This window comes from Polycladidibacter hongkongensis (assembly GCF_001561995.1).
Taxonomy (GTDB): domain Bacteria; phylum Pseudomonadota; class Alphaproteobacteria; order Rhizobiales; family Stappiaceae; genus Pseudovibrio; species Pseudovibrio hongkongensis.
Genome location: NZ_LLWC01000004.1, coordinates 23330 through 49469 on the forward strand (window position 1 = coordinate 23330; position 26140 = coordinate 49469).

Here is a 26140-nt window from a genome sequence, read left to right on the forward strand (position 1 = left end):
ATTTCACTAAAATTGAAGGTGCTGCGCTTTTTGGCACACCTTAGCCGCTGGCAGTGGCATACACCTCAAACAATGGAAGCGACGCTTAAGGCGGGCCGCTTCATTTCAGGGGCAGCAAGGAAACGGGAATGCAGGAGAGCGACTTCTCTGGCGAAATGGTAAGAACACTCGCTGAAATTGGCTTTATCGCGGTGTCCTACGGGCGTTCTGAGCAGGCACAAGCGATTTTTGAAGCATTCTTGGTGATGCGGCCAGAAAGTGAGGCAGGTTTGCTTGGTCTCAGTTTGGTTGCAATGGTCAAAGGCGATGTTGACGAGGCGTTAAAGCTGCTGGAACAGGCGCCGCCGAGTGACACCATCCAAACATACAAGGGACTTGCGCTACTGCGAAAGGGGGAGCGCGAGCAGGCCGAGGAAATTCTGCGCGAAATTTGTGAACACGACAAAGGCAGCGTTTGCGCTGTAATCGCGGCCGATGCTTTGGAAAGTGCCAAGGAATTGGCAAATCCGGTTAGTGCGATGATTACCCGTCGCTAGATTGAGCCTGCTCAAGATCGATTAGTATGTAAGGATAGCAGCCGTGTTGGACCCAACTGTTACTTCTCAGATTGCCTCAGGCCTGCAACAAGGTGGGCAGGGCGCTTCACTTTCTGGTGGCCGTCAAGCTGAATTGGAAGATGCGTTTCGAAGCGCTATGGGCAATGCAGCACAAGCTGCACCGGTTTCTGGGCAGATTGTTGGCGGCGAAGTACGCGTGGACAGCGCAACCGAAGTTGCAAGCGTTAACTCTGCCCACAGTACCGGTTCTGCGCGTATCGTCAATGCAACGCTCGCCAGTGATGACAGCAACTTCGTTATTGATGGTCTTTCCAAGTTACGGGGAGTGTTCTCCAGCAGCACCCAGCGTATTACCGAGCTGGCAGAAAGCGATATGACGAACAAAATGGATCGCCTCGTAAATATGCAAATTGAGGTCGCAAACTACTCCTTGCTCGTGGATGTCAGCTCCAAGATTGCCGGGAAAGCCGTACAAAGCCTCGATACTTTAATGCGATAACAACGACAAATGATAAGAAATCCGATGAACTTCCGCCGTGTGCTTGTCGCAGTATTAATGCTGTTTGCCCTTACCGCCTGTAAGACTGATCTTTATACAAAACTAACAGAACAAGAGGCCAATACGATGCTCTCTTTGTTGCTGGAAAACGGCATTTCTGCATCTAAGGTAAGCGCTGGAGATGGGCTTGTTACACTGCAGGTGGATGAGGCTGACTTGCAGCAGGCGGTAACTGTATTGAATGCCAATGGCTTGCCCAAAAGAACAAGGGACACGCTTGGGAAAGTTTTCCAGAAGTCCGGGATCATCTCTTCCCCATTCGAGGAGAGAATCCGTTTTGTTTATGCCTTGAGTGAGGAAGTTGCAGCAACGATCACCGAGATTGATGGCATCGTTTCTGCGCGTGTTCACATTGTTTTGCCAGAGAAGGCCGAACTGGGTGAGGAGATCAAGCCCTCATCTGCGGCAATTTTCATTAAGCACCGCCCAGAATTCGACATCGAGTTTCTGATCCCGCAAATCAAGCGTCTGGCCAGCAATGCGATTGAAGGGGTTGAGTACGCCAATGTGTCGGTTGCACTTGTGCCTGCGCGTGATCTTGGTCGCCCAAAGGCACAGAACAGCCAGATGGTTAGCGTCATTCCGGGTCTACGTGTTTCGCAAGGGGACAGCGCCGTTTTCTGGCAGCTGATTATCGGCGTCGGCGTGCTTTTGCTTGTGCTCATTGGTGCGGTGATCTTCCTAGTTATCAAAGTGATGGGCGTGCGTGGCAAACAAGCAGAGCAAGCGCAAGGCGAAGAGCCTCTTTCTGAAGAACTAGCATAAGTCATGGTGGGTACCGCGTCAGCACCAGCCTTGACACAAGGCGAAGGGACAAACAGAGCGTGGCAGGCACTTGCCTTGTTCGCGGGGCGGGTATCACGCCCCATGAGCTTTGTGCATGATCACAATTTACAGGCAGGGGAGCTGCCGCTCGAAGCTCTGCACAGCCTGTCCGGTGACCCAGAGTTTGCTGTGCCTCTGCAAAGGCTAATTTCGGCTGAGCTGGGGCTGTCAAAACTACGTCCTGCCCTATTACAAAGCGAAAATGTGGATCCTAGCGAACTTCCCGCGCGACTTGTTTCGATGTTGATTGCAAGCCAACCGCGAGAGGCGTTCGCAGAGCTCTGCAGGTTGAGCGCGATCGCAAGTTTTCAGAAGCGGATTTCGGCTGTGTTGCTCAAGCAACAAAGAGCGCGACTTCTGGCGTTGTTTGGCGAGAATGTATTTGATCTTGCCCTGCGCGAATTGGCGTTTTTCTTTCCGGCGTTGGCAATGGAGGCTGACTGGCAGCAAAGAGCCTTCATGCTGATTTGCGGCGAAGATGAAGATGCAGCATTGCAGGCCCTGAACAAAGTTGGTGCAAGTGCCCTTTTGGGCTTCATACAAAGTGTTGACCCTGCGTTAGTGCCTTTAATTAGTTTGCGTTTTGGGAAAGAGCAAGCTGATGAGCTTCGGGAGCTGGCGGTGCAGTTTGATGCGACACAACAACAGCAGTTTACACAGTTCTTGCTGCGGAGGGTGCCTGAATGGCAAAGCTATATCGCCTAAAGGAAATGGGAGTGCAGCTGGAGGCCGGCGTGCATATTCTCAAAGCTGCAGAACTTACCCCGTTAGAAACGGCGGAGCACATCATCGCGCAAGCGCAAGCCGAGGCGGATAGGATTATCGCTGAGGCAGGGCAAGTGTTTGCAGATCAAAAGCAGCGAGGATATGCAGACGGGCGGCAGTTGGCAGAGCAGGAAGCTGCGCAGCGCATGGTCCAAGAGCATGCGGCGCTAGATCAGCAGTTGCAGGAAATCGAGCATGATATTGTGACTGCGATGGTATCGATGCTGCGTAGAATTCTTGATGAATTTTCGGATGTCGAGAAGCTTCGCCTGATGGCGCGCGCGATGCTGAAAACGCTCCGCGCTGAAAAGCGCGTCAAACTGCATGTCGCACCAGAGTTTTATGCGCAAACAGTCGCAATGGTGGAAGAGATTAGCGCAGGCTTCAAGCAAGTGGAGTTGCTTGAGGTTGTTGAAGATGGTGGGTTGAGTGGCACAAACATTACGCTAGAGGCTGCGGTGGGTCGGGTAGATGGAAATTTACAACTGCGCCTTGAAGAGGTTGATAACGCGTTACGCGCTGCACTAGGTGGTGGTGGCGATGCCGCATCGGCTGTGAGCGAGGCGCGTTATGACTAGTCGGTCACTAGATCGTGGGCATTTACGCGGTTTTGGCAAGGCACTAGTCTCTGCAACGACAGATTACGAGCCCTATCCGCTCACAGGGCGCGTTCGCAAGGTCGTTGGTACACTAGTGCATGCGGTCGTTCCCTCTGTTGAGATCGGCGAGATAGCAGAGCTGTACACCCGTTCCACAGGGCGCACATTGATGGCTGAGGTTGTGGGATTTCACGAAGATGAAGCGCTGCTTTCGCCCATCGGCGAACTGTACGGCATCGGACCTGATACCGAGGTGCGCCCCACAGGCCATGTGCAAACAGTGGCTGTTGGCCCGGAACTGCTTGGGCGGGTGCTTGATGGGATGGGCAACTTTATTGATGGTTCAGATCGGAGTTTCACCGCCCATGCGCAATATCCGGTAAACCAAGATCCACCGGACCCGATGAAACGCCAGATCATTGATAAACCATTGCCAATGGGCGTGCGTGCAATTGATACGCTCCTGACCACGGGTGAGGGGCAACGCATGGGCATCTTTGCGGCGGCTGGTGGCGGTAAGTCGACGCTAATGGCGATGCTGGTGAAAGGGGCTGCTGTTGATGTTACAGTACTGGCCCTCATCGGCGAGCGTGGCCGAGAGGTGCGCGAGTTTATTGAGCATGATCTGGGCCCAGAGGGAATGAAGAAATCCGTTGTTGTGGTTGCGACGTCGGATAAAAGCTCGCTAGAACGCGCCAAAGCGGCATTTGTTGCCACTTCTATTGCCGAGTACTTCCGCGATCAGGGTAAGCGCGTTTTACTGCTGATGGATTCGGTTACCCGCTTTGCCAGAGCGCAGCGCGAAATTGGCCTTGCTGTTGGCGAGCCACCGACCCGTCGTGGCTTCCCACCTTCAGTTTTTGCCACTTTACCTCGTTTGATGGAGCGGGCTGGCATGAATGACAAGGGGTCGATCACCGCGTTTTATACGGTGTTGATGGAAGGCGATGACATGAACGAGCCAGTTGCCGATGAAACGCGCTCTATTCTTGATGGGCATATCGTTTTGTCACGCAAGTTGGGTGCCGCCAACCATTATCCGGCAATTGATGTTCTCGTTTCGAAAAGCCGTGTCATGAATGCAGTTACAACACCGGAGCATCGTGAACTCGCAGGCGAGACCAACAACCTACTGGCGAAATATGATGAAGTCGAACTACTCGTTCAGATTGGTGAGTATCAAAAAGGTGCGGACGCAGAGGCGGACAGAGCGATTGCCAAGAAGAAACCGATTACCGACTTCTTGAAACAGCGCACAGATGAGTTTGATGGCTATGATGAAGCTCTTGAGAAGCTTAAGGTGGCATTGGCTTGATCGCGCAAATCAAGAAACTGCATCTGGTCAAAACCCTGAAAGAGCAAAAGGCCCTGCGGGCACTAAATGACGAGCGCGCAAAGCTGGAACTTGCAGAAAAAGCGCTAAGAGAAAAGCAACAGATTGCACAAAAAGAGCGTGTTCAATTGCCAGAGCGACAGGACGCCCTGTTTCGCGAAGTGTTGCGGCAAATCATTTCCTCTGAAAAACTGGAGGAGGTGAAGGAAAAGGCCCGTCTTTTGGAGGCTGAAGTCAAGCGGCTTGAGGATGCGGCTGAACGTGCTGCCTATGTGGTCGACAAAACCCGGAAAAATGTCGAGGAAGCGCGCGTTGAGTATCAAAAAGCACTCAGGGTGCGCGACAAGTATGGGAAAATCTCCGAGGATTTGATTGCTCAATCGCTGCTGGCCGCAGAGGCAAGCGAGGAGCAAGAGGTTGAAGAGCAGTTTTCCGGGCGAAGGCAAGATACTCTATGAGGATTCCGCAGGCACCACAACAGCCGGACATGCGCCGAGAACAAACCCCCTTGCAAAATAAAGAGCGCCGCAGCGAAGGGCAGGTTTCTTCCAATAAACATGGCAATGCGCGCACATCGCATGGCGGCGACGGCTATGCATTGGATGCGTTTACGCTGGAGATGCAAGCTGCCAAGGTTGGCCGCGCACAAGGAAACGGGGATGCTGGAGGGTTTTCAGGTGAGGGCAGTGAAGAGCAAGGCCAAGGGGAAGGCGACCTGCTGGACTTGGCTGGTGCGCGTTTGCTCGCGGCTACGGATCCCGCAGAGATGCGCGCATCTCCCCTGAGCTCCCCTATCGAGTTGGTGGTGGCCTCTCGACAAGGTGAAGCGCAAGCACGCGTCGATAAAACGATGGCTGCGATCGCGACGCAGATCGAACAAACAATCCGCGCAGAGGTGGCAGCAGATAAGTCTGGCGGGAAAGGGCTTGAACTGTCATTCGAGCAAAGCCGTTTTGGCATCACAGGTTTAACCTTGCTGAGTTCGCCGACAGGCCTGTCGGTTGTGCTGACTTGCGCAGCTGATGAAGTTAATCCGGCGCAACTGCAATCAGCAGCGCAAAGCCTAATTGGCGCGCTTCAAAGCCGATTCCCCGAGAAGAAAATTAGAGTGCTGGAAAAGCAAGCCGCAGAGGGCGAACAACTCGTCACAGCGGTTGATGAGGGCCTTTCCAGCTTGAGTGCTGTGTTTGCGCAGCGCCAGAGTTAACCTGAAGGGTTGGAATGACGGATCTTGGCTATCAAAAGCATGCTGAACCTTTGGCGTTTTGGAATGCGGCGCTCAGTTATGCCGGTTCGGCAATAGCCTTGGATGAGGCGCATAGCTTTGCTTTTGCGCAAGGGGACCGGCCCGCGGCTGATGATTTTACGTTCACCTTGTCTGGACGTGCAGCTGATGGGCAGCAGCACGAGCTTTTGCTTTGCGTGATCGACTATCCCTTTGCTCAGAGCCATAGCGTCGATCTTGATTTTGCCCAATTGAAGCTACTTGACCCAGCATTGCGGGATGCATTGCTGGCAGGTGTACGCAGCAAATGCCTTTCAATGAGTGCAGCGCATCTCAGCAATTTGCAGGTCGCAGATCAGGCAAGGCCGCTACACGAAGTAGAAGCAAACAACCCACAAGAAAAGCTTACATGGCTCAGCGTTCAATTGGCCAGAAATGGCGATGCTCCGATCGCCCTTGCGCTTGGTGGTAGTATTCAAGCGCTCTTGGCACTGCTTCGCAACTACGCACCGGCGGCTCAGCCTGTTTGGCAGGAGTTGCGCCAGCAACTAACAGAAACGCTTTCTATCAGCGCGGCGCGGTTAAGCTTCTTGGCTGCGGAAGTCAGCGCGTTGGCAGCTGGCGATTTGATCGTTTTGGATACACAGCCACTTGGACAACGGGTCGTTCTGGAGGCGAGGCATAGCCGACACCACCTTCTGCGTGTTGAGCAAGGGTGGGGCTGTGAGAAAATAGAAGATGCAGGAACTATGTCTGAAGAGCAACAAGAAGAAAGCGCCGGAGGCGCGGCAGAGCGCATCGATATTGGCAGCTTGCCTGTCACGCTGAGTTTAGAAATCGGGCGTGTCGAGGTGAGCCTTGCGCAGTTGGAAAGCTGGCAGGCTGGTGCGTTGATTGACTTGCCAATTCCAGAGCTAAGTGACAAAACGCCGGTAATCGTCCGCGCCGCAGGCAAGAAAATAGCCAGCGGGAATTTTGTCGAAATTGGTGATCGTCTTGCCCTGCGCATTGCTGAGATCTGCCAATAGGCCCGCCCAAAGTACACTTATAGAGAACCTGTCTCGTAGCCTCCTATGACAACTGATCCTTTTTCCCTGCTTCTCGTCCTTGTGGTGGTTGCGTTGATCCCGTTTATTGCGGTGGTTGCAACGTCATTTATCAAGCTCTCTGTGGTATTGCTTCTCGTGCGTAACGCCTTAGGCGTTCAGCAAATTCCGCCCAATATGGCACTAAATGCGCTCGCAATTATTCTTTCTGGCTACATCATGCTGCCAGTGTTTCTGCAGACCTATGAGATCGTCGAGCAAGGAAACTTCTCACTCTCCAGCGTAGAGGAGATGAAGGAGACATTCATTGCGGCCAAAGGCCCCTTTGAAGAGTTCTTGAAGCGCCATGCCGATGATAAGGAGAAGGTTTTCTTCCTAGAGGCCTCACGTCAGCTTTGGCCTGAGAGTGTGTCCGCCAAGGTAGATGAGAATAGCATTGCGATATTGTTACCGGCCTACACCGTGTCACAATTGCGGGAAGCCTTCGAGATTGGCTTCCTTCTCTATCTGCCTTTTCTCGCCATTGACCTTGTGGTCTCCAATATCCTGCTGGCAATGGGTATGATGATGGTGTCGCCGCTGACAATTTCCTTGCCATTCAAGCTCTTCCTCTTTGTTGCCGTGGATGGGTGGTCACGCCTGATCCTTGGCTTGATAAAGACCTACGTCTAACGGAAGACAGAGGACAGAAGGAACCGCTATGTCACCAGAAGATGCTGTCTATCGTATCTCCGAGGCTATGATCCTTGTGATGATGCTGTCGCTACCACCGATTATTGTTGCTTCGCTTGTTGGTCTGTTGGTTTCGCTGCTGCAAGCGTTGACCCAGATGCAGGAGCAAACCATCCAGTTCGGTATCAAACTGATAGCTGTGACCGTAACCTTGTCTATGATGTCATCTTTTCTTGGAGCCGAAGCTTTCAATTTTACGCAAACTCTGTTTGACGAGTTCCCCAACATGGTGCGTTAGCAAATATGGGTATTCTGCAGGAATTGACGGGAACATATCGGGAGGCGCTGTTGGCGATGTTGCTGACAATGCCACGGATCTATGCGGTTTTTTCAACGGCGCAGTTGCTGAATACCTCGTTAATGTCGCGGATGGCGCGCAACGGCTTGCTCATAATGATTGCAATGCCGTTGTTTCCTATGACCATTCAGCAAGCTGGCGCTCTAGAGCTTGATGGTACAACTTTTGCGATGTATTTCTTGAAGGAGTACGCCATCGGCTTTTTGATTGGCTTTTTGATTTCTTCATTGCTTTGGGCTGTGCAAGCAGCAGGTTCACTAATCGATAACCAACGCGGTGCTGCCGTTGCCTCGAGTGTGGACCCAATGCTTGGCAATGAAAGCTCGCCGATGGGGGATCTGTTTGGCCGCGCCTTTGTGCTCTATCTGTTTTTGACCCCGGGCTTCTTCTTTATTCTTGGGCTGGTCTATCACTCCTATCAAGTATTGCCCATTAGCGCGTTTATTCCGCCGATTTCCGAGCGGTTCCCCGAGTTTATTCTTGGCATCGTTGATAATGCCATGCGGTTGATGTTTGTGCTGGCAGCTCCGCTGGTGGTGTTAATGTTCCTCTCGGAATTCGCACTGGCCATAATCTCGCGCTTTGATCCACAAATACAGGTGTTTGTGCTCGCAATGCCGATTAAAAGTGGCATCGCAGCGATCTTGTTTACCTTCTATCTCACCTTCATGTTGCCTATGGCAGCAGATCATTTGCCCTCGCTGCAAAGCAACATTCTGGAACTCCTACAGATATTTGGTAGCTCCGAGCATATCTTGGAGAAAATAGATGCGGGGAACATGCCGTGAGTGGTGAGTCAGGCGAAAAGACCGAACTCCCCACCCCCAAAAAAGAGCGTGATGCACGTGAGAAAGGGCAGGTGGGCAAGAGTAACGAGGTGACTACCACAATCTCGCTGTTCTCGGTCATCACGTATGTTGTTTTAGCTTGGGATAGCAATTTCAATGGCCTGATCGCTTTGCTTGATCAAATGGCGGAACTTGCAACACGCCCTGCGTTTGGCCCTGCCGCTGCTGAAGGGGTGATGGGTGCATTTCAAGGATTTCTAGACATCATTATTCCAATTATTGGCGTGGCGATTGCCGCTGGCATTTTTGGCAATTTTGTTCAGTTCGGCTTTCTATGGGCCGTGGAAGGGGTGATGCCCAAGCTTAGCAAAATTAACCCAGCAGAGGGTGTTAAGCGTATCTTCGCCATGAAGCAGGTGGTGCAGGTCTTGAAATCAATCTTGAAGATTACCCTGCTAAGCACACTGCTTTACTTTGTCGTGACCAACTCGATCGGCTCCTACATTAACTCGCTGGCATGTGGCCTGCCATGTATGACAAATCTGAGTGCCAACATCATCAAGCTCATACTGGCGATCTCGTTTGTCGCGTTTATTGGTGTGGCCATTATCGACTTTATCTACGAAAAGCATAGCCACACTAAAAGCCTGATGATGTCGAAGGACGAGATAAAACGGGAGCATAAAGAATCTGAAGGCAGTCCGGAGATTAAAGGCGAGCGACGACGCGTTTCCCAAGAGATTTTGATGGGCGACAATGTACAAAAGACTAAAAAGTCGAGTGCAGTGGTGGTCAACCCGACTCACTATGCGGTCGCAATCTTCTATGAGCCGGGCGAAGGATCCCTCCCAACAGTAACGGCTAAAGGGATCGACCTGATGGCATTAAAGATGCGCGCGGCGGCTGAGGAAGCTGGTGTCCCAGTCTTTGCAAATGTACGCCTTGCACGGCTTTTACATGCGGAAACTGATATTGATGAAATGGTGCCGCAGGACCTTTTTGCGGCTGTTGCGGAAATCCTGGTTTGGATAGATCACAATAAAGAGAAACTTTATAATGGCCCGCTGGATCGCGGTGTTATAGACCTTGAGCGTGAAAAGCAAAACTCTCCCACACAGCATTAGCTGACATGGGAGAGGGAAGGCCACCAAAACTGTTAGGCCTCAGTGGTTTCGAGCTTATTGCTGTTTGGTGGGTTGACACTTTGGCCATTAGGAACCGCGTGTGTCGTTGAAGAAATCAGTCCCGCTGCTATGGTATGGGCTGATGCTTCTTTCGTGGGTCCCTTGCCTTCCTTTGCCATTTTTTTGATTTCGCCACTACCATCCGTTTTCAACTCTGCAGCATGATGCTGGATTGTCGATACACGCAAATGCATCTTGTCTCGCTGGTAGGCGATATCATCTTCAGGGTTCAGGCCGTCGTCGTCTTCCGGTTCGCCGTTTGCATTCAGCTTGACACGGGTGCTTTGCAACGCGGCCTCAAGCTGGGCAAAGGTGACACGATTGTCAATGAGTTCAGAATAATTGATGTCTGGAACGAAGCTTTGGGTCACAATTGTGGGGCCTGATATCCATGATTGCATGTTTTGTAAGGCCGTCTGGATCTGGCTTATGCATGCTTGGCCGGTCATTATGAAGTTGTAGTTGTCGAGCCAGCTCATTTTTCTAAATAAAGCTGAAGGGCAAGCTGCGCCCCCGCTTAGAGGGTCACTTGTCTTAAGTGCATGGCGCGTCAGGTGTTTTAGGTTCTCCTCGTCCTTTGCTGCTTTTTTATCTTTCTGACAGGTTTCCCCCACAAGGCTTTCAAGTACTTGCCAGTTTTCCTGGCGCGAACTGGCGGAACGTACCGGCACTGAAGCGATTTGCTGGACACGTGAATCGTGAGTGCCAGCAGGAGGGTAGATCACCTCAAGCTGAGAATGAATGGTACTTGTTGCAAAAGAACTGGCATTATTCGAACTAGGCGTTGCACCAGAGATATGCGATGCCTGCGGAAGCGCCGGGCCCTTAAAATCGATCGGGCACATACATACGGCTCCTTTAATAAATTTGGGCGAGTGGTCGCTTAAACCTGCATAATCGCGATTTGTTCGGCGCTTAGCGCAGGCTCTTTATTCGCATTCGCTGCTGCATTGCTCGGGCCAGACTGGCGAAGAAGCAAGGCCCAATGAACCGAAATATCGGTAAAGACCATCAGGAACTGGGCCGTTCTCTCGGCGTTCCATTCACCGACTACGACATCATTCGTCATCTCGACCGTACCATCTTCCGAGAGTGACATGCGCATACCACCGGTTTGGAAGCTTTGGGAGTTGTAGATCAAGATAAGGTTTGCCATAGCAGAGGCTTCAGCATCGCTGTACTGACAAAGCGGCGCACTAACCCAAATGTGTTGCCGCTCTTCTTCAAACTCGATGAACAGCGGAAACGCGTCCAGCTCTACACGTAGTTTGTTCGCTCCAGATTGGTCCTCAAGAGCCTCAATGTTTAGCAGTGTGCAGGCTTCTTTAATTTTTTTTGCAAGCAACTGGGCATCCTCCAATAAATCAACTTTGGGAGTAAAATGCCGCAGTCGACGGTTTTATGGAGTGCCATATGAAACAGAAAGTTCCATACTATAAAACTGTGTATTCATAGTTGCGGTGCAGCGAACTCTGGATTGGTTTTTGAGTTGGCGTGTTTGCTCTTGGTTTAGAGGGGATGACGATGACACTGGAGGAGTTTGACAGGTATTGTCAAAGTTTGGCGGCCACGACGCATGTTGTACAGTGGGGTGGGGCGTCTGTCTGGAAAGTTGGCGGGAAAATTTTCGCGCTATACTCTCGCCCGAAGCAAGGTGAACCGGACGGCGCTATCAGTTTCAAGTGTTCGCACATGCTCTATGAGGTGCTCGCGGGCGAAGCGGGATATCGGCCTGCGCCCTATCTGGCACGGGCGAAATGGATCCAAGCAATTAATGCAAACGGGTTTGCTGATGAGATTCTCAAAGGGCACATTGACGTTGCTCACCGTGAAATCCTAGCAAAGCTCACCAAAAAACACGCAGGGAGCTTGGTCTCATTGACAGCTACGGCTACTTGAAAGGTCTTGCCTCTACGGTGCCTTTTTGCATGACATAAGCGACAATGTGGGCTACATAAATAACAGGCTGGTTCTCAGCTTCCCGCGCTCCCCCCAATCTGTCCGCAGGATTAATAAAAACTACAAATGGCCTTTTATTGTAACGAGCCATTTGTTTTTTGCGGCTAAAAAACAAGGACACGTAATGTCTGTTCAAATGGCTCCAGAGCACAATGTCAAAGCCGGTATCCTTTGGATGCTGTTTGCAACTTTGATGTTTGTGGCACTTGATACGCTGGTTAAGTATCTTTCGCAGAGTTATCCGGTGCTGCAAGTAGCTTGGGCGCGTTCCTTTTTTACTTTTGCTATCATGGCGTTAATCCTGTTTCGTCGTATCCCGAGCCTGCTACGGCCAAACAATTTTAAAATGACCGGCCTGCGTGCAGGCATTGTTTTTCTTACATCTATTGGCTCGGTTATGGCGCTTTCACTTATTCCAGTTGCAAACATGCATGCTCTGGTTTTGCTCGCACCTATGATTGTGACGGCGCTTTCTGTACCAATTTTGGGGGAGTATGTTGGACCGCGTCGTTGGGCGGCTATTGCGGTGGCTTGTATCGGGGCGCTGTTTATTGTGAAGCCGGGCGCAGACGTGCTGGAGTTGGGTTCGTTGATCGCACTTGCATCTGTTCTTGTGTATTCTGCGGGGCTAATTGTTGCAAGAATTGCCAGCAGATATGACGACCCGACAACTATATTGTTTCATACTGCGCTCTGGGGATCGGTTGCCGGTACGTGCTACCTACCGTTTGTATGGCAACAGCCGGACTTTATCGGATGGCTCCTACATATCGCAGTAGGAGCTCTTTCCGGCATTGGTTTGTTCGCAGTTACAAAGGCATTCAGCAAAGCGCCTGCAGCCATTGTCGCTCCTTTTAACTATGCCTCCTTGCTTTGGGCTATGGTTGCTGGTTTCACTGTGTTTGGCGATTTCCCCGATCAATCGACACTTCTCGGCGCAGCGATTATTATCAGCTGCGGTGCCTATCTCTGGTATCGTGAGGGGGTTGTGCGCCGAAAGGAGAACGCCGCGAAGGCTGTAAAGCATGCGGGTTAACCCTTAAGTTGGCGAGGCGACACCAATCGAGGAAACTCATGTGTATACCTAATCTGGTGGAATTTAAGTCCTTTTAAAGTAATAACAAGTGGCAATTGCTGTAATTATGTGCAAAGGAGGCATAAATTTTCGTATATTAGCGGGTTTACGTAGAAGCCCGCTATTGGGTGGTTGGTCGTTTGGTAGCATGCACAAACTATAATGTGTGCCCAAGAGAATAAAATGACTAAATTCCTACCTAAGACGATGCGTGCGCGCATCTACGCCGCCATAGGGGTCCTATTGGTGACCCTCGTTGGTGCAGTCGCTTTCTCCAGCTATTTGCTGGTCACAACGATGATCTATAACAAGCGGGTGGAGCTGCACTCTATTGTTGCCGCTTCTGAGGCTATCGTTGAAGGCTATTACAAAAAAGCTGCAAGCGGTCGCATGGCGAAAGAAGATGCACAAGCGCGGGCCAAAGAGGCGCTGCGCGCGATACGCTACCAAGACGATGATTATGTTTTTGTCTATGATGATCATTACCGCGGCGTGATGCATCCGACGAACAAGGTAATGGAAGGCCGTGACATTCGCCAGGATCAGGATTCTCAAGGGAAGTACTACCTGCGAGAGATGGTGCGCGATGCAGTCGCGAATGGCGAGACTGATGCCGAATACCATTGGGTTGCTAATGGAACAGATCAGCTCAAGTTTAGTTACGCAAAGTACTTTCCAGAGTGGGGATGGGTGATTGGCACCGGTGTTCTTGCGCAGGAAGCGTATAACGCGATTGAAGAGGTGATGTTTAAGCCGGCCCTGGTTGTCCTGCCAGTTTTAGTGATGGCATTACTGCTTGGCTTTGTCGCCTCGCGCTGGATCGGAGTTACAGTAAACTGGCTGTGCGACAGCATTGAGAAACTCTCCCATAATGACTATGAGTTCGACACAGCGCGTGCTGATCGCTCCGACCAAGTTGGCGAGGTCGCACGGGCGCTGGTTAAATTCCGCGAAGGGGCAATTGCGCAAGCGCGTTTGGAAGAGGAAGCACGCGAAACTTACGAGCGGAATATGTCACGGCAACGGCGGGTTGAGCAGCTTATTGGCGAGTTTCGCGAGACGTCCGATGCTGTGTTGGGACAACTGGGATCCATGTCGACACAAATGACATCTAGTGCAGATGCGTTTAGCTCATTTGCCAGCAATGCCGCTGGAGCTGCAACAGACGCAGTAGCTGGAGCAGAGAAGGCGGCTTCCTCCGTACAAAACGTAGCGGCTGCCTCGGAAGAATTGGCGGCGTCCATCATCGAGATTGGGCGGCAGGTAGAGGCAACAGTTCAAGTTGTGACCAAAACAAAGGTGAATGCGCAGAATTGTAGGGGGAATGCGCTGGCTCTGGCTGAATCAGGACAAGATATTGGCAGGTTCCTCGATTTTATTCGAGATATTGCCGAGAAAACCAAGCTTCTTGCGCTAAATGCGACCATCGAGGCTGCTCGTGCCGGGACACATGGCACAGGATTCGCCGTGGTTGCGAGCGAAGTCAAGGGATTGGCAGAACAAACCGAAAAGGCAGCGGAAGAGTTGGGCAGCCACGTAACATCTTCCAGCGAGACAACCACGGCGAATGCGGAAGCACTGGAGATGATCGCGGCTGAAATCGATGAAGTTGTTGAGTACATGACAGCGATTAGCAGCTCGATTGAACAGCAGCAATCTGCCACCGCTGAAATCAGCCGTAGTTCGCAGGACTCAGCCCATGGCACAGAAACCGCAACAGGGCATATTCAAGGTGTTGCTGCCAGTGCGGAGCAAACAAGTGAAATTGCTGGGCAAATTCTTGATGCAGCTGACGGGCTGGCCAAAGAGCTACAATCGTTGCGCGGGGAAACAGAAAGCTTCTTGGCAGATGTAGCGAAACAGCAAACGAGCGCGAAAACGCAAGAGCAATAAACGTATGAGCCGCCGCAGGTGCCCCTGCTGCGGCTTTACAAATAGGACTGTAACTTAGCGCAGCTGGCGGTGTTGGGTGTTGTGCAAGATAAACTGCAGCATCCAAGCACCGATCAGGTGCCGTTGTAATGGCTTTTGCGGTATCTGTAGTGCCGCATCAACGACCTCGGCAGCAATACCGTTGTCACGGCGGAGCTGTAAAAGCGCCTGATTGTATTCCCTAGAAAACTCTGGATGTCCTTGAAATGTTAAGACACCAAACGCATTTTCGTTTTTCGAGTTGCTAGCAGGCAAGACGAAGCCAGCGTTAGGGCAAAATTGCGAAGTCGCGATCCGCACTGCTTTTTCAGGCAACGTGATGACTTGGTCTTGATGGATGCACTCGATGCGGAAATGGGTGGTCAGTTCGTCCGGCGCGCCTGTGGCATTCAGCAAGGCACGTTCAGCGCAAAATGCGTAGTCATGCTGACCAAGCCCCCAGCCTTTGTCAGAGCGTTCAACACGGCCGCCAAAGGCTTCTGCAAGCAATTGATGCCCAAAGCAGATCCCGATGAGACCAACCCCGCTTCTATAGGCATCGATGGCAAAGCGTTTCAGTTCCTCAATCCAACCATGGTGCTCATAAACGCCGTGGCGGGAGCCAGTAATGATGTAGGCGTGATGCTGCTCCGCATGCTTGGGGAAGCCGTTTTTCGTGACTGGATAACTGACAAATTCAAGCGGTGTTGCGTGATGTTCACTTGCAGCTTGTCGCAGCAGGTCTTCAATCATCGCCGGATAACTGCCAAAATGTTCGCCAAGCGGACTAGGTGGAGTACCGGTCTCCAATATCCCTATAGACAGTGTTGCCCCGCGACTATCTATCATAAGTGCCCCTTACTCGCCTGATATGTGTGCTGTTATGCCGTTAGCAAGCGGAGGAAAGCGGGTCAAGCCAAGCTGATACGATAAGCAAGGGCGAGCAAGCTTGCCTTGCAGATAATCACTCCATATGAAAGACTTCTTCCATCGGCGCCCACCATTCGCTTTTCTGTGCGCTTGGCAAAGACTGCTGCAAAGGATTGCATATAAGCCACCACTCTTGCGTTGCTTTGTCCTCGGCCATTTTCGCGCGATCAGCGGCAAAATCATCGCCCACATATTCCCAGTAGGCAAACAATAGATTTTCCGGCTCACGCAGGTAGATGGAGTAATTGGTAATGTTGCTCTGTCTTAGCCGCTCTTGCACTTGCGGCCAGACATCCGCATGCAGCCGTTTGTATTCGCTAATATTTTCTGGTTTGATACCGATAATCCGGCCCATGCGCTGTATCGCCATATCCTCGCTCCAATGCGAAATGCGCGCCAGCTAGTACAAGCTGGCGCGCTGTTTTATTATCTGCCCATCCAGCCGCCATCGACGGTGAGTATGGTGCCATGCACGTAGGAAGCAGCGTCAGAGGCGAGGAAGACAATCGGTCCGCTGAAATCTTCAGGCTCGCCCCAACGGCCAGCGGGAATGCGCTCTAGAATTGCTTTTGCACGGCTTGGGTCATTCCGCAGGGCCTGCGTGTTGTCCGTTCGGATGTATCCTGGTGCGATGGCGTTTACATTTACGCCCTTACCTGCCCATTCGTTGGCGAGGGCTTTTGTCAGCTGTCCAATGGCACCTTTTGTTGCCGCGTAGCCGGGCACGGTTATGCCACCTTGGAAGGTAAGGAGCGAGGCGGTGAAAATGATCTTGCCAGCACCGCGCGCCACCATTTGCGCGCCAATGTCACGTGACAGCACAAACTGGGCATTGAGGTTAACCTCGACAACCTCATCCCAAATTTCATCTGGGTGTTCAGCTGCGGGGGCTCTGCGAATTGTACCAGCGTTATTTACCAGAATATCAATGCGCGGATGATCGGTTCGTACCTGCGCGCTGAAGCTTTTTACAGCTTCGCGGTCAGAGAAGTCGCAGGCGTAGGCGTAGAAATTGCGACCAAGCGCTTCCACGTCTTTGCCAACAGTGCTGCCGCTGGTTTCCAATGTAGCACTTACGCCGATAATATCCGCGCCAGCTTTTGCCAGCGCAAGGGCCATTGCTTTGCCGATGCCACGTTTACATCCGGTAACGAGCGCGATTTTGCCGGAGAGATCGTAGGTAATCATAGTTCAGTCCCGCTGGTTTTAATGAGGGTTTTCATGGCTTTGGGATTGCCGTTCAGTTTAGCAAAGGCACTGGAGATGTCGTCGAGCGGGCGTGTATCGGTAATTAAGGTATCACACGGGATGCTGCCCTGAGCGATCAAAGAGATCGCCTTGTCATAGTCTTGCGGTTCGTAGACACGCGCGCCGAACATCTCGATTTCGCGCCAGAAGAACTGGAATAAGTCCACCTGCGGTGCTTTTGCATGAATGGCAACCATCACAACGCGAGCGCGGGTTGCTGCGGCATCTGTCATCAGGTCCACTCCGGCTTGTACGCCGGTTACTTCAAACAGGACGTCAGCCCCCTTGCCGCCTGTTGCAGCCATAACAGCTTCAGCTGCGTTGGTCTCGGCAGGGTTAATGGTATTGAAGCCGAGCTCTTTGGCTATTTCCAATCGGTGCGGATTGATTTCGCTAATAGTGACTTTGCCGCCAGCCGCTTTGGCAACAAGTGCAATCAGCATGCCGATCGGGCCACCGCCGATGACCAGCACGTCCTCATGTGGTTTTACCCCGCCGCGCGCTACATCGTGACAGGCCACAGCAAGTGGCTCGATCAAGGCAGCGTGCTGCAAGGACATATCCTCTGGCAGGGCATGCAGTGTAAAGGCGGGAACATTCCACTTTTCTTGGAATGCGCCATCGCTGTCCAGCCCAAGGAACTTCAGATTTTGGCAAATATGGGCGTGACCACGATTACAAGCTGGGCAGCTGCCACATGGCTTTAACGGGCGGACCACAACTTTTTGGCCAATGGCAAATTCGCTTACGCCATCACCAAGTGCGGCGACACGGCCAGACATTTCGTGCCCGATGGTGCGGTTTGTGCCAACACGGCCATCCATATGCCCAAGGTAGACATGCAGATCGGTGCCACAGATGCCGCAATAGGCCACATCAATTTGAACTTCACCGGCAGCGGGCGCGACAGAGTTTGTCTCTTCAACACGGAAGGTTTTATCACCGCAATAGACAGCAGCTTTCATGATAACTCTCCTGGAAATCTTTGCAGGCTGGCTAACGCGCCGCCCGCTTTGCTAATTGGTAGAAATGCGCCGCAGTTCCGGCAAATAACTGGTGGCGGTGTGGTGGAGCTAAGCTTTCAATTAGCTCGCCACTGATTTGCCGCCACTGTTTGTAGGAGCTGGTTTCGTTCAGTACTGGCCAATCACTGCCCCACATGACACGCTCAGGCCCAAACATGCGCAGCACCGCTTCGGATAAATCCTTTAGATCTGTAGCCTGCCAATCAGGCGCAAGCAGCGCAGTAAATCCGGAGAACTTGCAGAAACAATTGGCAAAACTGGCGCACACTTGCATGTCGTGCTGCCACTTCGCTGTGTCACCAGAGGCGAGTGCTGGCTTGGCAGCATGGTCGATCACAACTTGCAGATCAGGATAGCGCGGCAGGATTGCTGCAACTGCGGGTAGATGATGCGACAGGGCCAGCACATCTAGTGTTAAGCCAAGGCGAGAAAGGGAAGCAAGACCCTGAGCAACCTCCTCGCTTGCAAGCCAACCATCGTCTCCTTCGAGTGGCAGTATAGCGCGCACACCCACAAACTTACGGTGTTTACTCAAGGCTTCCAACTGTTTAGGCGCGTCTTTGTTTGCCAGATCCACCCAACCGACAACCGCAGCAACTCGCTGATCATCTGCCGTTAAATTCAGCAGGAACTCGGTTTCCGCTAGTGTATTGGTTGATTGCACCAATACACCCTGAGAGATCTGAGTTTCACTGATGGCGCGGTGATAATCCTCTGGCAAGAAATCCTTGTAGATAATCTCGCGCTTGGAACTGAGCCAGCTATAGTCGCCGCGCTCGAGTTGCCAGAGGTGAAAGTGAGCATCAATTTCTAGCATTATTTTGTAGCCCCTTGAGTCAAACCGGAAACGAGCTTGCGTTGCAGCGGCAGGAACAGCAGCAATGTGGGCAGCGTCGCAACAACGGAACCGGCCATAACCGCACCCCAGTCCACTTGCACATCACCAAAGTACTGGTAGAGGCCAAGAGGAATGGTTTTAAGGCTGTCATCTGTGATGAGCGCAAGCACGAGCAGGTATTCCGACCAGCTTTGCAAGAAACCAAAGGTGGCAGCTGCGACCATGCCCGGCCAGATAATTGGCAGAATGATCTGTGTTACGACGGTGAAGCGCGAGGCACCGTCTACAATGGCCGCTTCATCCAGACTTTTGGGAATGGTCGTTAAATAGCCAATCAACAGATAGATGGTGAAAGGGGTGATGAACGCCGTGTAGCAGAGGATCAGCGCTACTTGGCTGTTCACCATCCCCGAGCGGGCGAACACGATGAAGATTGGATTAACTAGGATAATCCAAGGGAAGAATTGTCCGCCCATAATTGAGCCAAAAACCAACGAGCGACCGCGAAATCGGAAGCGAGACAAGCCATAGGCGGCAAAAAGAGCAATTGTACAGGCAAGAATCGTGGCAGTGATACACACAACCAGTGAGTTGATCACATAAACGAAGTAGCCATTCTCGAAGATCGAGATGTAATTTCGCAGGGTCCAGCCGCTATCGGTGGCAACCAGTGACACACTCAGGTTTTCAAAGGAGCCTTTAAAAACATAAAACGCAGGAGCCAGCAGAAAGACGCCGAACAGAATGAAGGCAAGCAGCATCCCGCCATTTTCAATTGCATTGGCAATCGGGTTGTTTTTCTCAACGCGCATGATTAGCCCACCTTTTCCTGCATTTCATTTAGTCCAAAGAAGCGGAAGTACAGCGCCCCGAATGCGGCCATAACCACAGCCATAGTAACGCCGATCGCTGCTGAGTAGCCGATGCGCAGATCAACGAAGGCTTTGAGATAAACTTCAGTTGCCAAAACATTGGTGAATGTACCCGGGCCCGCACCGGTGGTCAGCCAGACGTAGACAAAGTTGTTAAAGGTCCAGATTACACTCATCAGACCAAGCACGGAGATGGTTGGCATCAGATAAGGCAAGGTGATGTAGCGGAACTGTTGCCAGCGATTGGCACCATCAATCGCGGCGGCTTCATTCAATTCCTCGGGAATTGTTTGCAGTGCGGCGAGCAGGGAAACACCTATGAGGGGGGTGGTGTTCCATACAATGATGGTGATGATCGCTGGCCACACAGTCGCTAGGTTTGCGGTAAATGCTACAGGATCGTCAATCAACCCTGTTGCCAGCAACCAACTGTTGATCGGCCCGTGGGTTGGGTCAAACAACCAACGCCACGCGATGACGGCAACGACAGGGGGGGTCGCCCATGGCACAAGCAGCATCAACCGTGCCAATGTAGTCATGCGGATGTTTTTCAAGAACTGCGAGTTTAGTAACATCGCAAAACCCAGGCCGAGCAACAGTCGGCAAACCACTGAAATTCCCGTCAGCCACAAAACGGTGTTTACAGCGATTGCGAAGAAGCTGTCGCTAGTTAAAAATTCCCAATAGTTAGCGAGGCCAATGAAATCCCCGCCCCGTTTCAGTTTCAACAAGGTGATGTCAGTGAAACTGAGTTCGAGGTTGTAAAGGGTCGGATATAGATAAAAACCGACCAGAATCGCGAAGGTTGGCAACAACATAAAGAATATTGTCAAGCGCTCGCGCAATTTAGGGGATAGCGTCATCTGCCTACCAGTGCTTAGTAAATTTAGTTATGCAGGGTGGGAGGGGGCGCCGGAGTATTGTCTCCGACGACCATGTTTCTTTATTTAGCGAGCATACGCTCGATTTCGGCAATCAGCTTTTCAGCGGATTTTTCAGAGCTTTCTTGGCCAGAAAGGGCTGTGCCGAATGCGCGGGACACAGTGTTCCAGAGCGGGCCAACACCAACGCCACTTTCAGCATAGGCCCCCCAGGTGCGGGTGTTATTTGCCAGCTGTTCTGCGAAGCCCAATTCCTCATGACGATATTCGATCTGAGAAAGCAGGGTCTTTTGCGCTGGGAATTGGTTGGTGTAGTACTTTTCAAAGAGTGGAGCACTCGCCAGATACTGCAGCAGCTTCCAAGAAGCTTCCGGGTGTTTGGTGTTGGAGTTAACCACCAGCGTACGGCCACCCAAATGGGTGCGCGGTGCGTTTGTGCCATGCATCATGACACCACTGTCAAACGGAGCGGTTTTGCCCGGGTTGTTCTTCTCATAGGCAGAGAGCAGTTGACGGTACGTGTTGGTTGGCATCATTGCCATGGCCTGTTTGCCATCAAGCAGCGCTTGCATCAGAGCAGGGTCGTGCGGCTGGTCGATTGAAAGGATGGAACGCGGTGCCAAACCTTCATCAACATAGCCCTTGAAGTAATCCATTGCGCCTGCAAGCTGCTCTTTGCTTACGCCGACTTTGTAACCACCTTTGCCGTCCTGGGTGATGAAGGAAGCGCCATTGGACCACAGGTAGTAGTTAACCGGGAACCAAACTTGCAATGCAGCAGGGAAAGCAAAACCAGTGTTGCCGGTCTTTTCCTTGATGGTCCGGCTTGCTTCTTTCAGCTCATCCCAAGTTTCAGGCTTGTCCATGATGCCAGCCGAATGGAGGACGTCAGTTCGGTAAACCATCGCCCAAGTATCTGCAGACCACGGCACACCGTAGGCTTTGCCGTCATACATTGTGAGATCGGTTGCGATATAGTCGTTAAAGCCATTAGAGAATGCACCGTATTTTGTCAGCTCCTCAACTGGCGTAACGGCTTCGGCTTCGGCCATTTCTTGTGTCCAAACAAACGCGATATGCACAACGTCTGGCCCTTGACCGACGGCTGCTTCACGCAGGAATTGGTCGCGAGAATCTTTCCAAGAAATGGTTTGCAGATCAACTTTTATGCCCGGGTTCTGCTGCTCAAATTCGTCCAGTGCAGCGCGCATTTCCTTGCGTTCGCTGTCGTTAAAGCGGAACGAGATTTTGATGTCGTCAGCAAGAGCGCTGAGCGATGTGCTGGCCAACACAGCGCATGATATCAGTAGTTTCCGTCCAAAATTGCGAGCCATGATAAAAATCCTCCCAATGGCTGTATTAATGAATATCCTCTTTGAGTACGCAGAAGCGGTGCAATGCCTCTGGATCAGGCTCAAACCCGATCCCCGCTCCACTTGGTAGTGGCAATGTCCCGTTTTCGGGTTGCACCACCAGGTCTCCCAGATCTGTGCGAAGAGGGTTTGGGTTGAAGTCAAGTTCAACCCGGCCGTCGCCACCAATGGCGGCCAACGTGTGCAATGAGGCCGCAAGGCCCAAAGCTGTGCCCATGTAGTGTAGGGTACAGCCGCTCCCGTTTTCACGGGCGTATTTGCCGGATTTTACCACGCCTGATATGCCGCCCCATTTAGCAACATCAGGTTGGATAACACCCAGCGAATTGTTGTCGACGTGCTCCTTAAACTTTTCAAAGGACGGGATGTTTTCGCCTGCTGCCAGCGGCACCGACACATCCCGGGCCAGTGAGACCCAAGCTTCCTCACTGGCATCTGCACGAATGGCTTCCTCCACAAAAGCCAAATTGTATTCTTCCAATGCGTTGATTGCATCCCGGGCGCCTTGTCCCTCCCAGTTTTGGTTTGCGTCAACACAAAGCATCATGTTGTGGGCATCTCCCTTGCGAAAACGGGAAAGCACATCCTTATCGCGCTCCAGATCGAAGCCGACTTTGATCTTCACGCCTGTGTGCCCGGCTTTATGCAAGCGCGCGGCAAGCGTATCGACTTCACCTACCCCGGGCGAGCTGGCATAGACATTGACGCGCTGTGTCGCATTAGCTCCTAACAGTCGTGACAGAGAGATTCCCGCGCGGCGAGCGAACAGGTCCGCCATCGCCATATCAAGGCCAGCAAGGCAGTGGTTGAAAGGGCCGGGTTCGCCAGTGTGAATTACCATCCGCGCCAGCTCTATTTCCAATTCTTCGCGCAAGTTCGGCCATTGGATGCGTTCCTTCTTCATGAGGGTTGGTCCAATGGGATCTCGCAGTAGCTCAAGGCGGGCGCGGTTGCCACGTGGGGGGTAGTTGCACCACGCCTCGCCCCAGCCATACGCGCCGTCTTTGGCGGTGAGTTTAATAAGTAGGCCGTTGCGAATTGGCATATCTGCTAGGGAAGAAATCGGCCCGCCATCCACCTGACAAGCAAGTGCAAACAGTTCAATTCGTTCAATTTTTTCTTCCAGCAACATGCCATTCCTCAAACTTAGAATTAGAAATATTTCAGAGATTCGTAACTGATTAATCAGTGATTGTCTAGGGATGTTTTTGTGATTGACAAAAAGTCAATCTTAAGTCAGAACAATTCTAGTAATCGGAAGTGGCATCGAAAATCCAAAGCAAAGGGACGGGAATATGTCTCGAGTGGAAGCCTATCAAAAGTTTAGAGAACGGCTGTTTTCTGGCGAACTGTCGCCGGGGCAGTTTGTGACGCAAAAAGAGTTGGCGCAGCTTGCAGGAGTGCCGGTGGGCGCGGCGCGTGAAGCGATTCAGAAGCTGGAGCATGAATCGCTGCTTAAGGTTCACCCGCAGCGTGGCATTCAGGTCGCGGACATAACCACAAAGTTTATTCGCGAGGCTTTTGGTCTGCGCGCAGTAATTGAAAAAGCGGCTCTACACGAGTTCGCAGCAGGCGAATTCAAGTTTGAAATTGCCATCTTGCTCAAACACACCCGCGAGGTGCTGGAGCAGGCGCAAAATGAACCCACACCGGATTTACTGGACCGTGCGGTCGAGGTGGATTGGGAAATGCACGACAAAATCATCGCTTGCATGAACAACGATCTTCTAAGCGAGACGTATCAGATCAACGCCGCGCGCTTGCGCCTTATTAAAACGAACAACCGTTTGTCTCCAAGCCGGGCAATCTCGGCATTGGAGGAGCATCTTGAAATTCTCGAGTTTTGCGAGGCAGGGGATGCTACGGGGGCAGTAAATGCCCTTGAAAAACACATTAACACGGCGATGAACCGCGCCTTACAAGGAAAATAGGAGCCTGCCAGAGCATGTCGCAGATTGATATTTCGTCCATCGAAAAACGCTACGGAAACCACGAGGTTATCCATGGAATCGATGTAAAGATCGAGGATGGGGAATTTGCGGTGCTCGTTGGCCCCTCCGGCTGCGGTAAATCTACCTTGCTGCGTATGATTGCCGGCCTTGAAGACATCTCCGGCGGAGAAATCTCCATTGGTGGTAAGGTCGTAAATGACCTGCCACCAAAAGAGCGCAACATCGCCATGGTGTTCCAGAACTACGCTCTTTACCCGCATATGACTGTCGCTGAAAACATGGGCTTTAGCTTGAAACTTGCCAAAGCCGACAAGGGCGAAATAGCGGAGAAAGTTAAGGCAGCGGCTGATATTCTCGGCCTTCATGAGCTTTTGGAGCGCTACCCGCGCCAACTATCAGGCGGTCAGCGGCAGCGTGTTGCAATGGGCCGTGCAATTGTGCGCGATCCAAGCGTGTTTTTGTTCGATGAGCCGTTATCTAACCTTGATGCAAAGCTGCGTGTGAAAATGCGCACCGAAATCAAAGCGCTGCATCAAAAGCTCAAAAACACAATTGTTTACGTAACCCATGACCAGATCGAAGCCATGACCATGGCGGATAAAATCATCGTTCTGGAGGGTGGCTTTGTTTCTCAAGTGGGAACACCACTGGAACTCTACGACAATCCGCGTAACACCTTTGTAGCGACGTTTATTGGCTCGCCCTCTATGAATTTGATTGGTGCAAAGGTGATTGACAGCAACTTCGTCGAACTGGAAACCGGTCAGGGTTTTGCTTTTGCCAACGAGCTAGAGGCAGGCAGGGAAATCAAGATCGGCATTCGCCCAGAGCACATGCATCTGGCAGATGAAGCCAGCGACACAACAGTTGCAACGCAAGTCATGGTTGTTGAGCCCACCGGTGCTGAAACCCATGTAATCTGCTCAAACGACGAGCTGGAGATACTGGCCGCTATCCGTGATCGCGTGGATTTGGTGCCCGGACAAAAAATAAATTTGTCAGTGGACGCAGGTCGCTTGCATGTTTTCTGTGCCAAGAGCGGATTGGCTATTGAAGCCAAGACGGGCCAGTAAGTCTTCCACGGCATTTTGGGATAGAAATGGAAATGGAATCGCGCAAGGAGGGAGAGCAGCTCCCTCGCACAAGGCTGCACCGCTCTGGGCTGGAAATTTCTCAGATCTCCTTTGGCTGTAGCTCTATCGGGAACCTCTATCAAGAGATTTCCGAGGAGGCGGCACATGAGGTTCTGCAAGCAGCGTGGGATGCGGGAATACGCTATTTTGATGTCTCACCGTTCTATGGCTTTGGCCTTGCAGAACAGCGCCTCGGGCGTTTTCTGGCCGGAAAAAAGGGGGAGGACTATGTCGTCTCTACCAAGGCCGGCCGTTCCCTCATACCTGTCGATCCTGCAGACGTTCCCAAGTCTTCCTTTGTAAATCCGCTGCCCTACGCACCGGGGTTTGACTACAGTTACGATGGTTTAATGCGCTCGTTTGAAGCGACCAAGCAACGGATGCCGGACAACTCTGTCGATATTCTCTACATACACGACATTGGGGAGCGGATTCACGGGCCTGAAGAGAACGCAAAACACGTGAAGCTGTTCTTGGACGGGGGCTTGCGTGCTGTTGAGGAAATCAAGAAATATGAAGGGCTGAAGTCAGTCGGTCTTGGTGTCAACGAAGTCGAAATTTGCATAGATCTGGCTGAGCGCGCTGATCTTGATCTCTTCTTGTTGGCTGGCCGATATACCCTGTTGGATCGGCGGGCAGAGCCAAAGCTGTTACCGATGTGCCAAGAGCGAAACATGCAGCTTGTTATTGGCGGCGTTTACAACTCTGGGATTCTGGCAACCGGTGCAAAAAACGATGCACATTTTGACTACAAGCCTGCTCCGGATGAGGTTGTGGCCCGAGTCAAAGGTATCGAGGCTGTTTGTAACAAGTATGATGTGCCAATCGCCAGCGCCTCTTTGCAGTTCCCTCGCAACCACCCGGCAGTTGCCTCGGTCTTGATCGGCACTGGCAAGGTCTCCTCGCTGCAGCGCTCGCTACGTGGGTTGGAAGATGCGGTGCCGCCAGCGCTCTGGCAGGAATGCGACGCGATAGCCCGTGCGGACGGCGGCATACAGCTAGGAAAATAAATGGAAAAGCGGCGGCAAATGA

At 52.0% G+C, this 26140-nt stretch carries 30 protein-coding genes; 19 read left to right on the top strand and 11 right to left on the bottom strand.

Features of this window, described 5'->3' with window-relative positions; genetic code table 11:
• Positions 1–128 precede the first annotated feature (128 nt).
• Genes AYK82_RS00570 through sctU form a run of 13 tightly spaced genes read left to right on the top strand, consistent with a single transcriptional unit; the run spans position 129 to position 9851 of the window.
• Entirely contained in the window at positions 129–536 is a 408-nt protein-coding gene (locus tag AYK82_RS00570; RefSeq protein ID WP_068310256.1) for a tetratricopeptide repeat protein, read from the top strand.
• 43 nt (positions 537–579) lie between these two features.
• Positions 580–1056: a type III secretion system inner rod subunit SctI gene (gene sctI / locus AYK82_RS00575; protein ID WP_156453222.1), complete on the top strand. Its 477-nt coding sequence runs from the start codon at positions 580–582 to the stop codon at positions 1054–1056.
• A 24-nt stretch (positions 1057–1080) separates the two neighbouring features.
• Positions 1081–1881 (top strand): type III secretion system inner membrane ring lipoprotein SctJ, encoded by an 801-nt coding sequence (sctJ, locus tag AYK82_RS00580; RefSeq protein ID WP_068310260.1) that lies wholly within the window; start codon positions 1081–1083, stop codon positions 1879–1881.
• Between the two features lie 3 nt (positions 1882–1884).
• Entirely contained in the window at positions 1885–2646 is a 762-nt protein-coding gene (locus AYK82_RS00585) for a hypothetical protein (protein ID WP_068310262.1), read from the top strand.
• A complete protein-coding gene (locus AYK82_RS00590; protein ID WP_068310265.1) occupies positions 2625–3284 on the top strand; it encodes a FliH/SctL family protein in 660 nt (219 codons plus the stop codon). Before AYK82_RS00585 ends, AYK82_RS00590 begins: the two co-directional genes overlap by 22 nt.
• Positions 3277–4620 carry a type III secretion system ATPase SctN gene (gene sctN / locus AYK82_RS00595; RefSeq protein WP_068310267.1) on the top strand — a complete coding sequence of 448 codons (1344 nt, stop codon included), beginning with the start codon at positions 3277–3279 and terminating at the stop codon, positions 4618–4620. The genes AYK82_RS00590 and sctN overlap by 8 nt, the downstream gene beginning before the upstream one ends.
• A complete protein-coding gene (gene sctO, locus AYK82_RS00600; protein ID WP_068310269.1) occupies positions 4617–5096 on the top strand; it encodes a type III secretion system stalk subunit SctO in 480 nt (159 codons plus the stop codon). Before sctN ends, sctO begins: the two co-directional genes overlap by 4 nt.
• Positions 5093–5845: a hypothetical protein gene (locus AYK82_RS00605; protein ID WP_068310271.1), complete on the top strand. Its 753-nt coding sequence runs from the start codon at positions 5093–5095 to the stop codon at positions 5843–5845. Before sctO ends, AYK82_RS00605 begins: the two co-directional genes overlap by 4 nt.
• A 14-nt stretch (positions 5846–5859) precedes the next feature.
• A complete protein-coding gene (locus AYK82_RS00610; protein ID WP_068310274.1) occupies positions 5860–6891 on the top strand; it encodes a FliM/FliN family flagellar motor switch protein in 1032 nt (343 codons plus the stop codon).
• A 45-nt stretch (positions 6892–6936) separates the two neighbouring features.
• A complete protein-coding gene (gene sctR / locus AYK82_RS00615) occupies positions 6937–7581 on the top strand; it encodes a type III secretion system export apparatus subunit SctR (protein ID WP_068310276.1) in 645 nt (214 codons plus the stop codon).
• Between the two features lie 28 nt (positions 7582–7609).
• Entirely contained in the window at positions 7610–7879 is a 270-nt protein-coding gene (gene sctS / locus AYK82_RS00620; protein WP_068310278.1) for a type III secretion system export apparatus subunit SctS, read from the top strand.
• 5 nt (positions 7880–7884) lie between these two features.
• On the top strand, positions 7885–8727 hold the full coding sequence (gene sctT / locus AYK82_RS00625; protein WP_068310280.1) for a type III secretion system export apparatus subunit SctT: 843 nt from the start codon (positions 7885–7887) through the stop codon (positions 8725–8727).
• A complete protein-coding gene (gene sctU / locus AYK82_RS00630; RefSeq protein ID WP_068310282.1) occupies positions 8724–9851 on the top strand; it encodes a type III secretion system export apparatus subunit SctU in 1128 nt (375 codons plus the stop codon). Before sctT ends, sctU begins: the two co-directional genes overlap by 4 nt.
• Positions 9852–9883: 32 nt before the next feature.
• On the opposite strand, the gene AYK82_RS00635 is transcribed toward sctU, so the two are convergent.
• Both AYK82_RS00635 and AYK82_RS00640 read right to left on the bottom strand, forming a co-directional pair.
• Positions 9884–10756: a hypothetical protein gene (locus tag AYK82_RS00635; RefSeq protein WP_068310284.1), complete on the bottom strand. Its 873-nt coding sequence runs from the start codon at positions 10754–10756 to the stop codon at positions 9884–9886.
• A gap of 38 nt (positions 10757–10794) precedes the next feature.
• A complete protein-coding gene (locus AYK82_RS00640) occupies positions 10795–11256 on the bottom strand; it encodes a type III secretion system chaperone (RefSeq protein WP_068310286.1) in 462 nt (153 codons plus the stop codon).
• Between the two features lie 179 nt (positions 11257–11435).
• Between AYK82_RS00640 and AYK82_RS00645 the strand changes: the two genes are divergently transcribed.
• The 3 genes from AYK82_RS00645 to AYK82_RS00660 all read left to right on the top strand — a co-directional run bounded on the left by AYK82_RS00645 (position 11436) and on the right by AYK82_RS00660 (position 14838).
• Positions 11436–11810: an MmcQ/YjbR family DNA-binding protein gene (locus AYK82_RS00645; protein ID WP_068310288.1), complete on the top strand. Its 375-nt coding sequence runs from the start codon at positions 11436–11438 to the stop codon at positions 11808–11810.
• Between the two features lie 184 nt (positions 11811–11994).
• Positions 11995–12906 carry a DMT family transporter gene (locus AYK82_RS00655; RefSeq protein WP_068310292.1) on the top strand — a complete coding sequence of 304 codons (912 nt, stop codon included), beginning with the start codon at positions 11995–11997 and terminating at the stop codon, positions 12904–12906.
• A 222-nt stretch (positions 12907–13128) separates the two neighbouring features.
• Positions 13129–14838: a methyl-accepting chemotaxis protein gene (locus AYK82_RS00660; RefSeq protein WP_172795169.1), complete on the top strand. Its 1710-nt coding sequence runs from the start codon at positions 13129–13131 to the stop codon at positions 14836–14838.
• Between the two features lie 54 nt (positions 14839–14892).
• On the opposite strand, the gene AYK82_RS00665 is transcribed toward AYK82_RS00660, so the two are convergent.
• From AYK82_RS00665 to AYK82_RS00705, 9 genes are all read right to left on the bottom strand, one after another.
• Positions 14893–15705, bottom strand: a complete 813-nt coding sequence (locus AYK82_RS00665; RefSeq protein ID WP_082733661.1) for a glutamine amidotransferase-related protein — start codon at positions 15703–15705, stop codon at positions 14893–14895.
• 115 nt (positions 15706–15820) lie between these two features.
• Positions 15821–16156, bottom strand: coding sequence for an L-rhamnose mutarotase (locus AYK82_RS00670; protein ID WP_208976343.1), 336 nt, complete (start codon positions 16154–16156; stop codon positions 15821–15823).
• Between the two features lie 56 nt (positions 16157–16212).
• Positions 16213–16974 carry an SDR family oxidoreductase gene (locus AYK82_RS00675; protein ID WP_068310299.1) on the bottom strand — a complete coding sequence of 254 codons (762 nt, stop codon included), beginning with the start codon at positions 16972–16974 and terminating at the stop codon, positions 16213–16215.
• Positions 16971–17999, bottom strand: coding sequence for a zinc-dependent alcohol dehydrogenase (locus AYK82_RS00680; protein ID WP_068310301.1), 1029 nt, complete (start codon positions 17997–17999; stop codon positions 16971–16973). Before AYK82_RS00680 ends, AYK82_RS00675 begins: the two co-directional genes overlap by 4 nt.
• 31 nt (positions 18000–18030) lie before the next feature.
• The gene (locus AYK82_RS00685; protein WP_068310303.1) at positions 18031–18876 is read right to left on the bottom strand and encodes an amidohydrolase family protein; all 846 of its coding nucleotides are present in this window, start codon (positions 18874–18876) and stop codon (positions 18031–18033) included.
• The gene (locus AYK82_RS00690; RefSeq protein WP_068310305.1) at positions 18876–19709 is read right to left on the bottom strand and encodes a carbohydrate ABC transporter permease; all 834 of its coding nucleotides are present in this window, start codon (positions 19707–19709) and stop codon (positions 18876–18878) included. Before AYK82_RS00690 ends, AYK82_RS00685 begins: the two co-directional genes overlap by 1 nt.
• 2 nt (positions 19710–19711) lie before the next feature.
• Positions 19712–20632 carry a carbohydrate ABC transporter permease gene (locus AYK82_RS00695; protein WP_068310307.1) on the bottom strand — a complete coding sequence of 307 codons (921 nt, stop codon included), beginning with the start codon at positions 20630–20632 and terminating at the stop codon, positions 19712–19714.
• A gap of 80 nt (positions 20633–20712) precedes the next feature.
• Complete coding sequence (locus AYK82_RS00700) at positions 20713–21984, bottom strand: ABC transporter substrate-binding protein (RefSeq protein WP_068310309.1); 1272 nt, start codon at positions 21982–21984, stop codon at positions 20713–20715.
• Positions 21985–22009: 25 nt separating this feature from the next.
• Positions 22010–23155, bottom strand: coding sequence for a mandelate racemase/muconate lactonizing enzyme family protein (locus AYK82_RS00705; protein WP_068310311.1), 1146 nt, complete (start codon positions 23153–23155; stop codon positions 22010–22012).
• A 163-nt stretch (positions 23156–23318) separates the two neighbouring features.
• Between AYK82_RS00705 and AYK82_RS00710 the strand changes: the two genes are divergently transcribed.
• The 3 genes from AYK82_RS00710 to AYK82_RS00720 are packed head-to-tail and all read left to right on the top strand — an operon-like array spanning position 23319 to position 26118.
• The gene (locus AYK82_RS00710; protein ID WP_068310313.1) at positions 23319–23954 is read left to right on the top strand and encodes a GntR family transcriptional regulator; all 636 of its coding nucleotides are present in this window, start codon (positions 23319–23321) and stop codon (positions 23952–23954) included.
• Between the two features lie 14 nt (positions 23955–23968).
• A complete protein-coding gene (locus AYK82_RS00715; RefSeq protein ID WP_068310315.1) occupies positions 23969–25048 on the top strand; it encodes an ABC transporter ATP-binding protein in 1080 nt (359 codons plus the stop codon).
• A gap of 32 nt (positions 25049–25080) precedes the next feature.
• Entirely contained in the window at positions 25081–26118 is a 1038-nt protein-coding gene (locus AYK82_RS00720) for an aldo/keto reductase (protein ID WP_068310427.1), read from the top strand.
• The last annotated feature ends 22 nt before the right edge of the window (positions 26119–26140 follow it).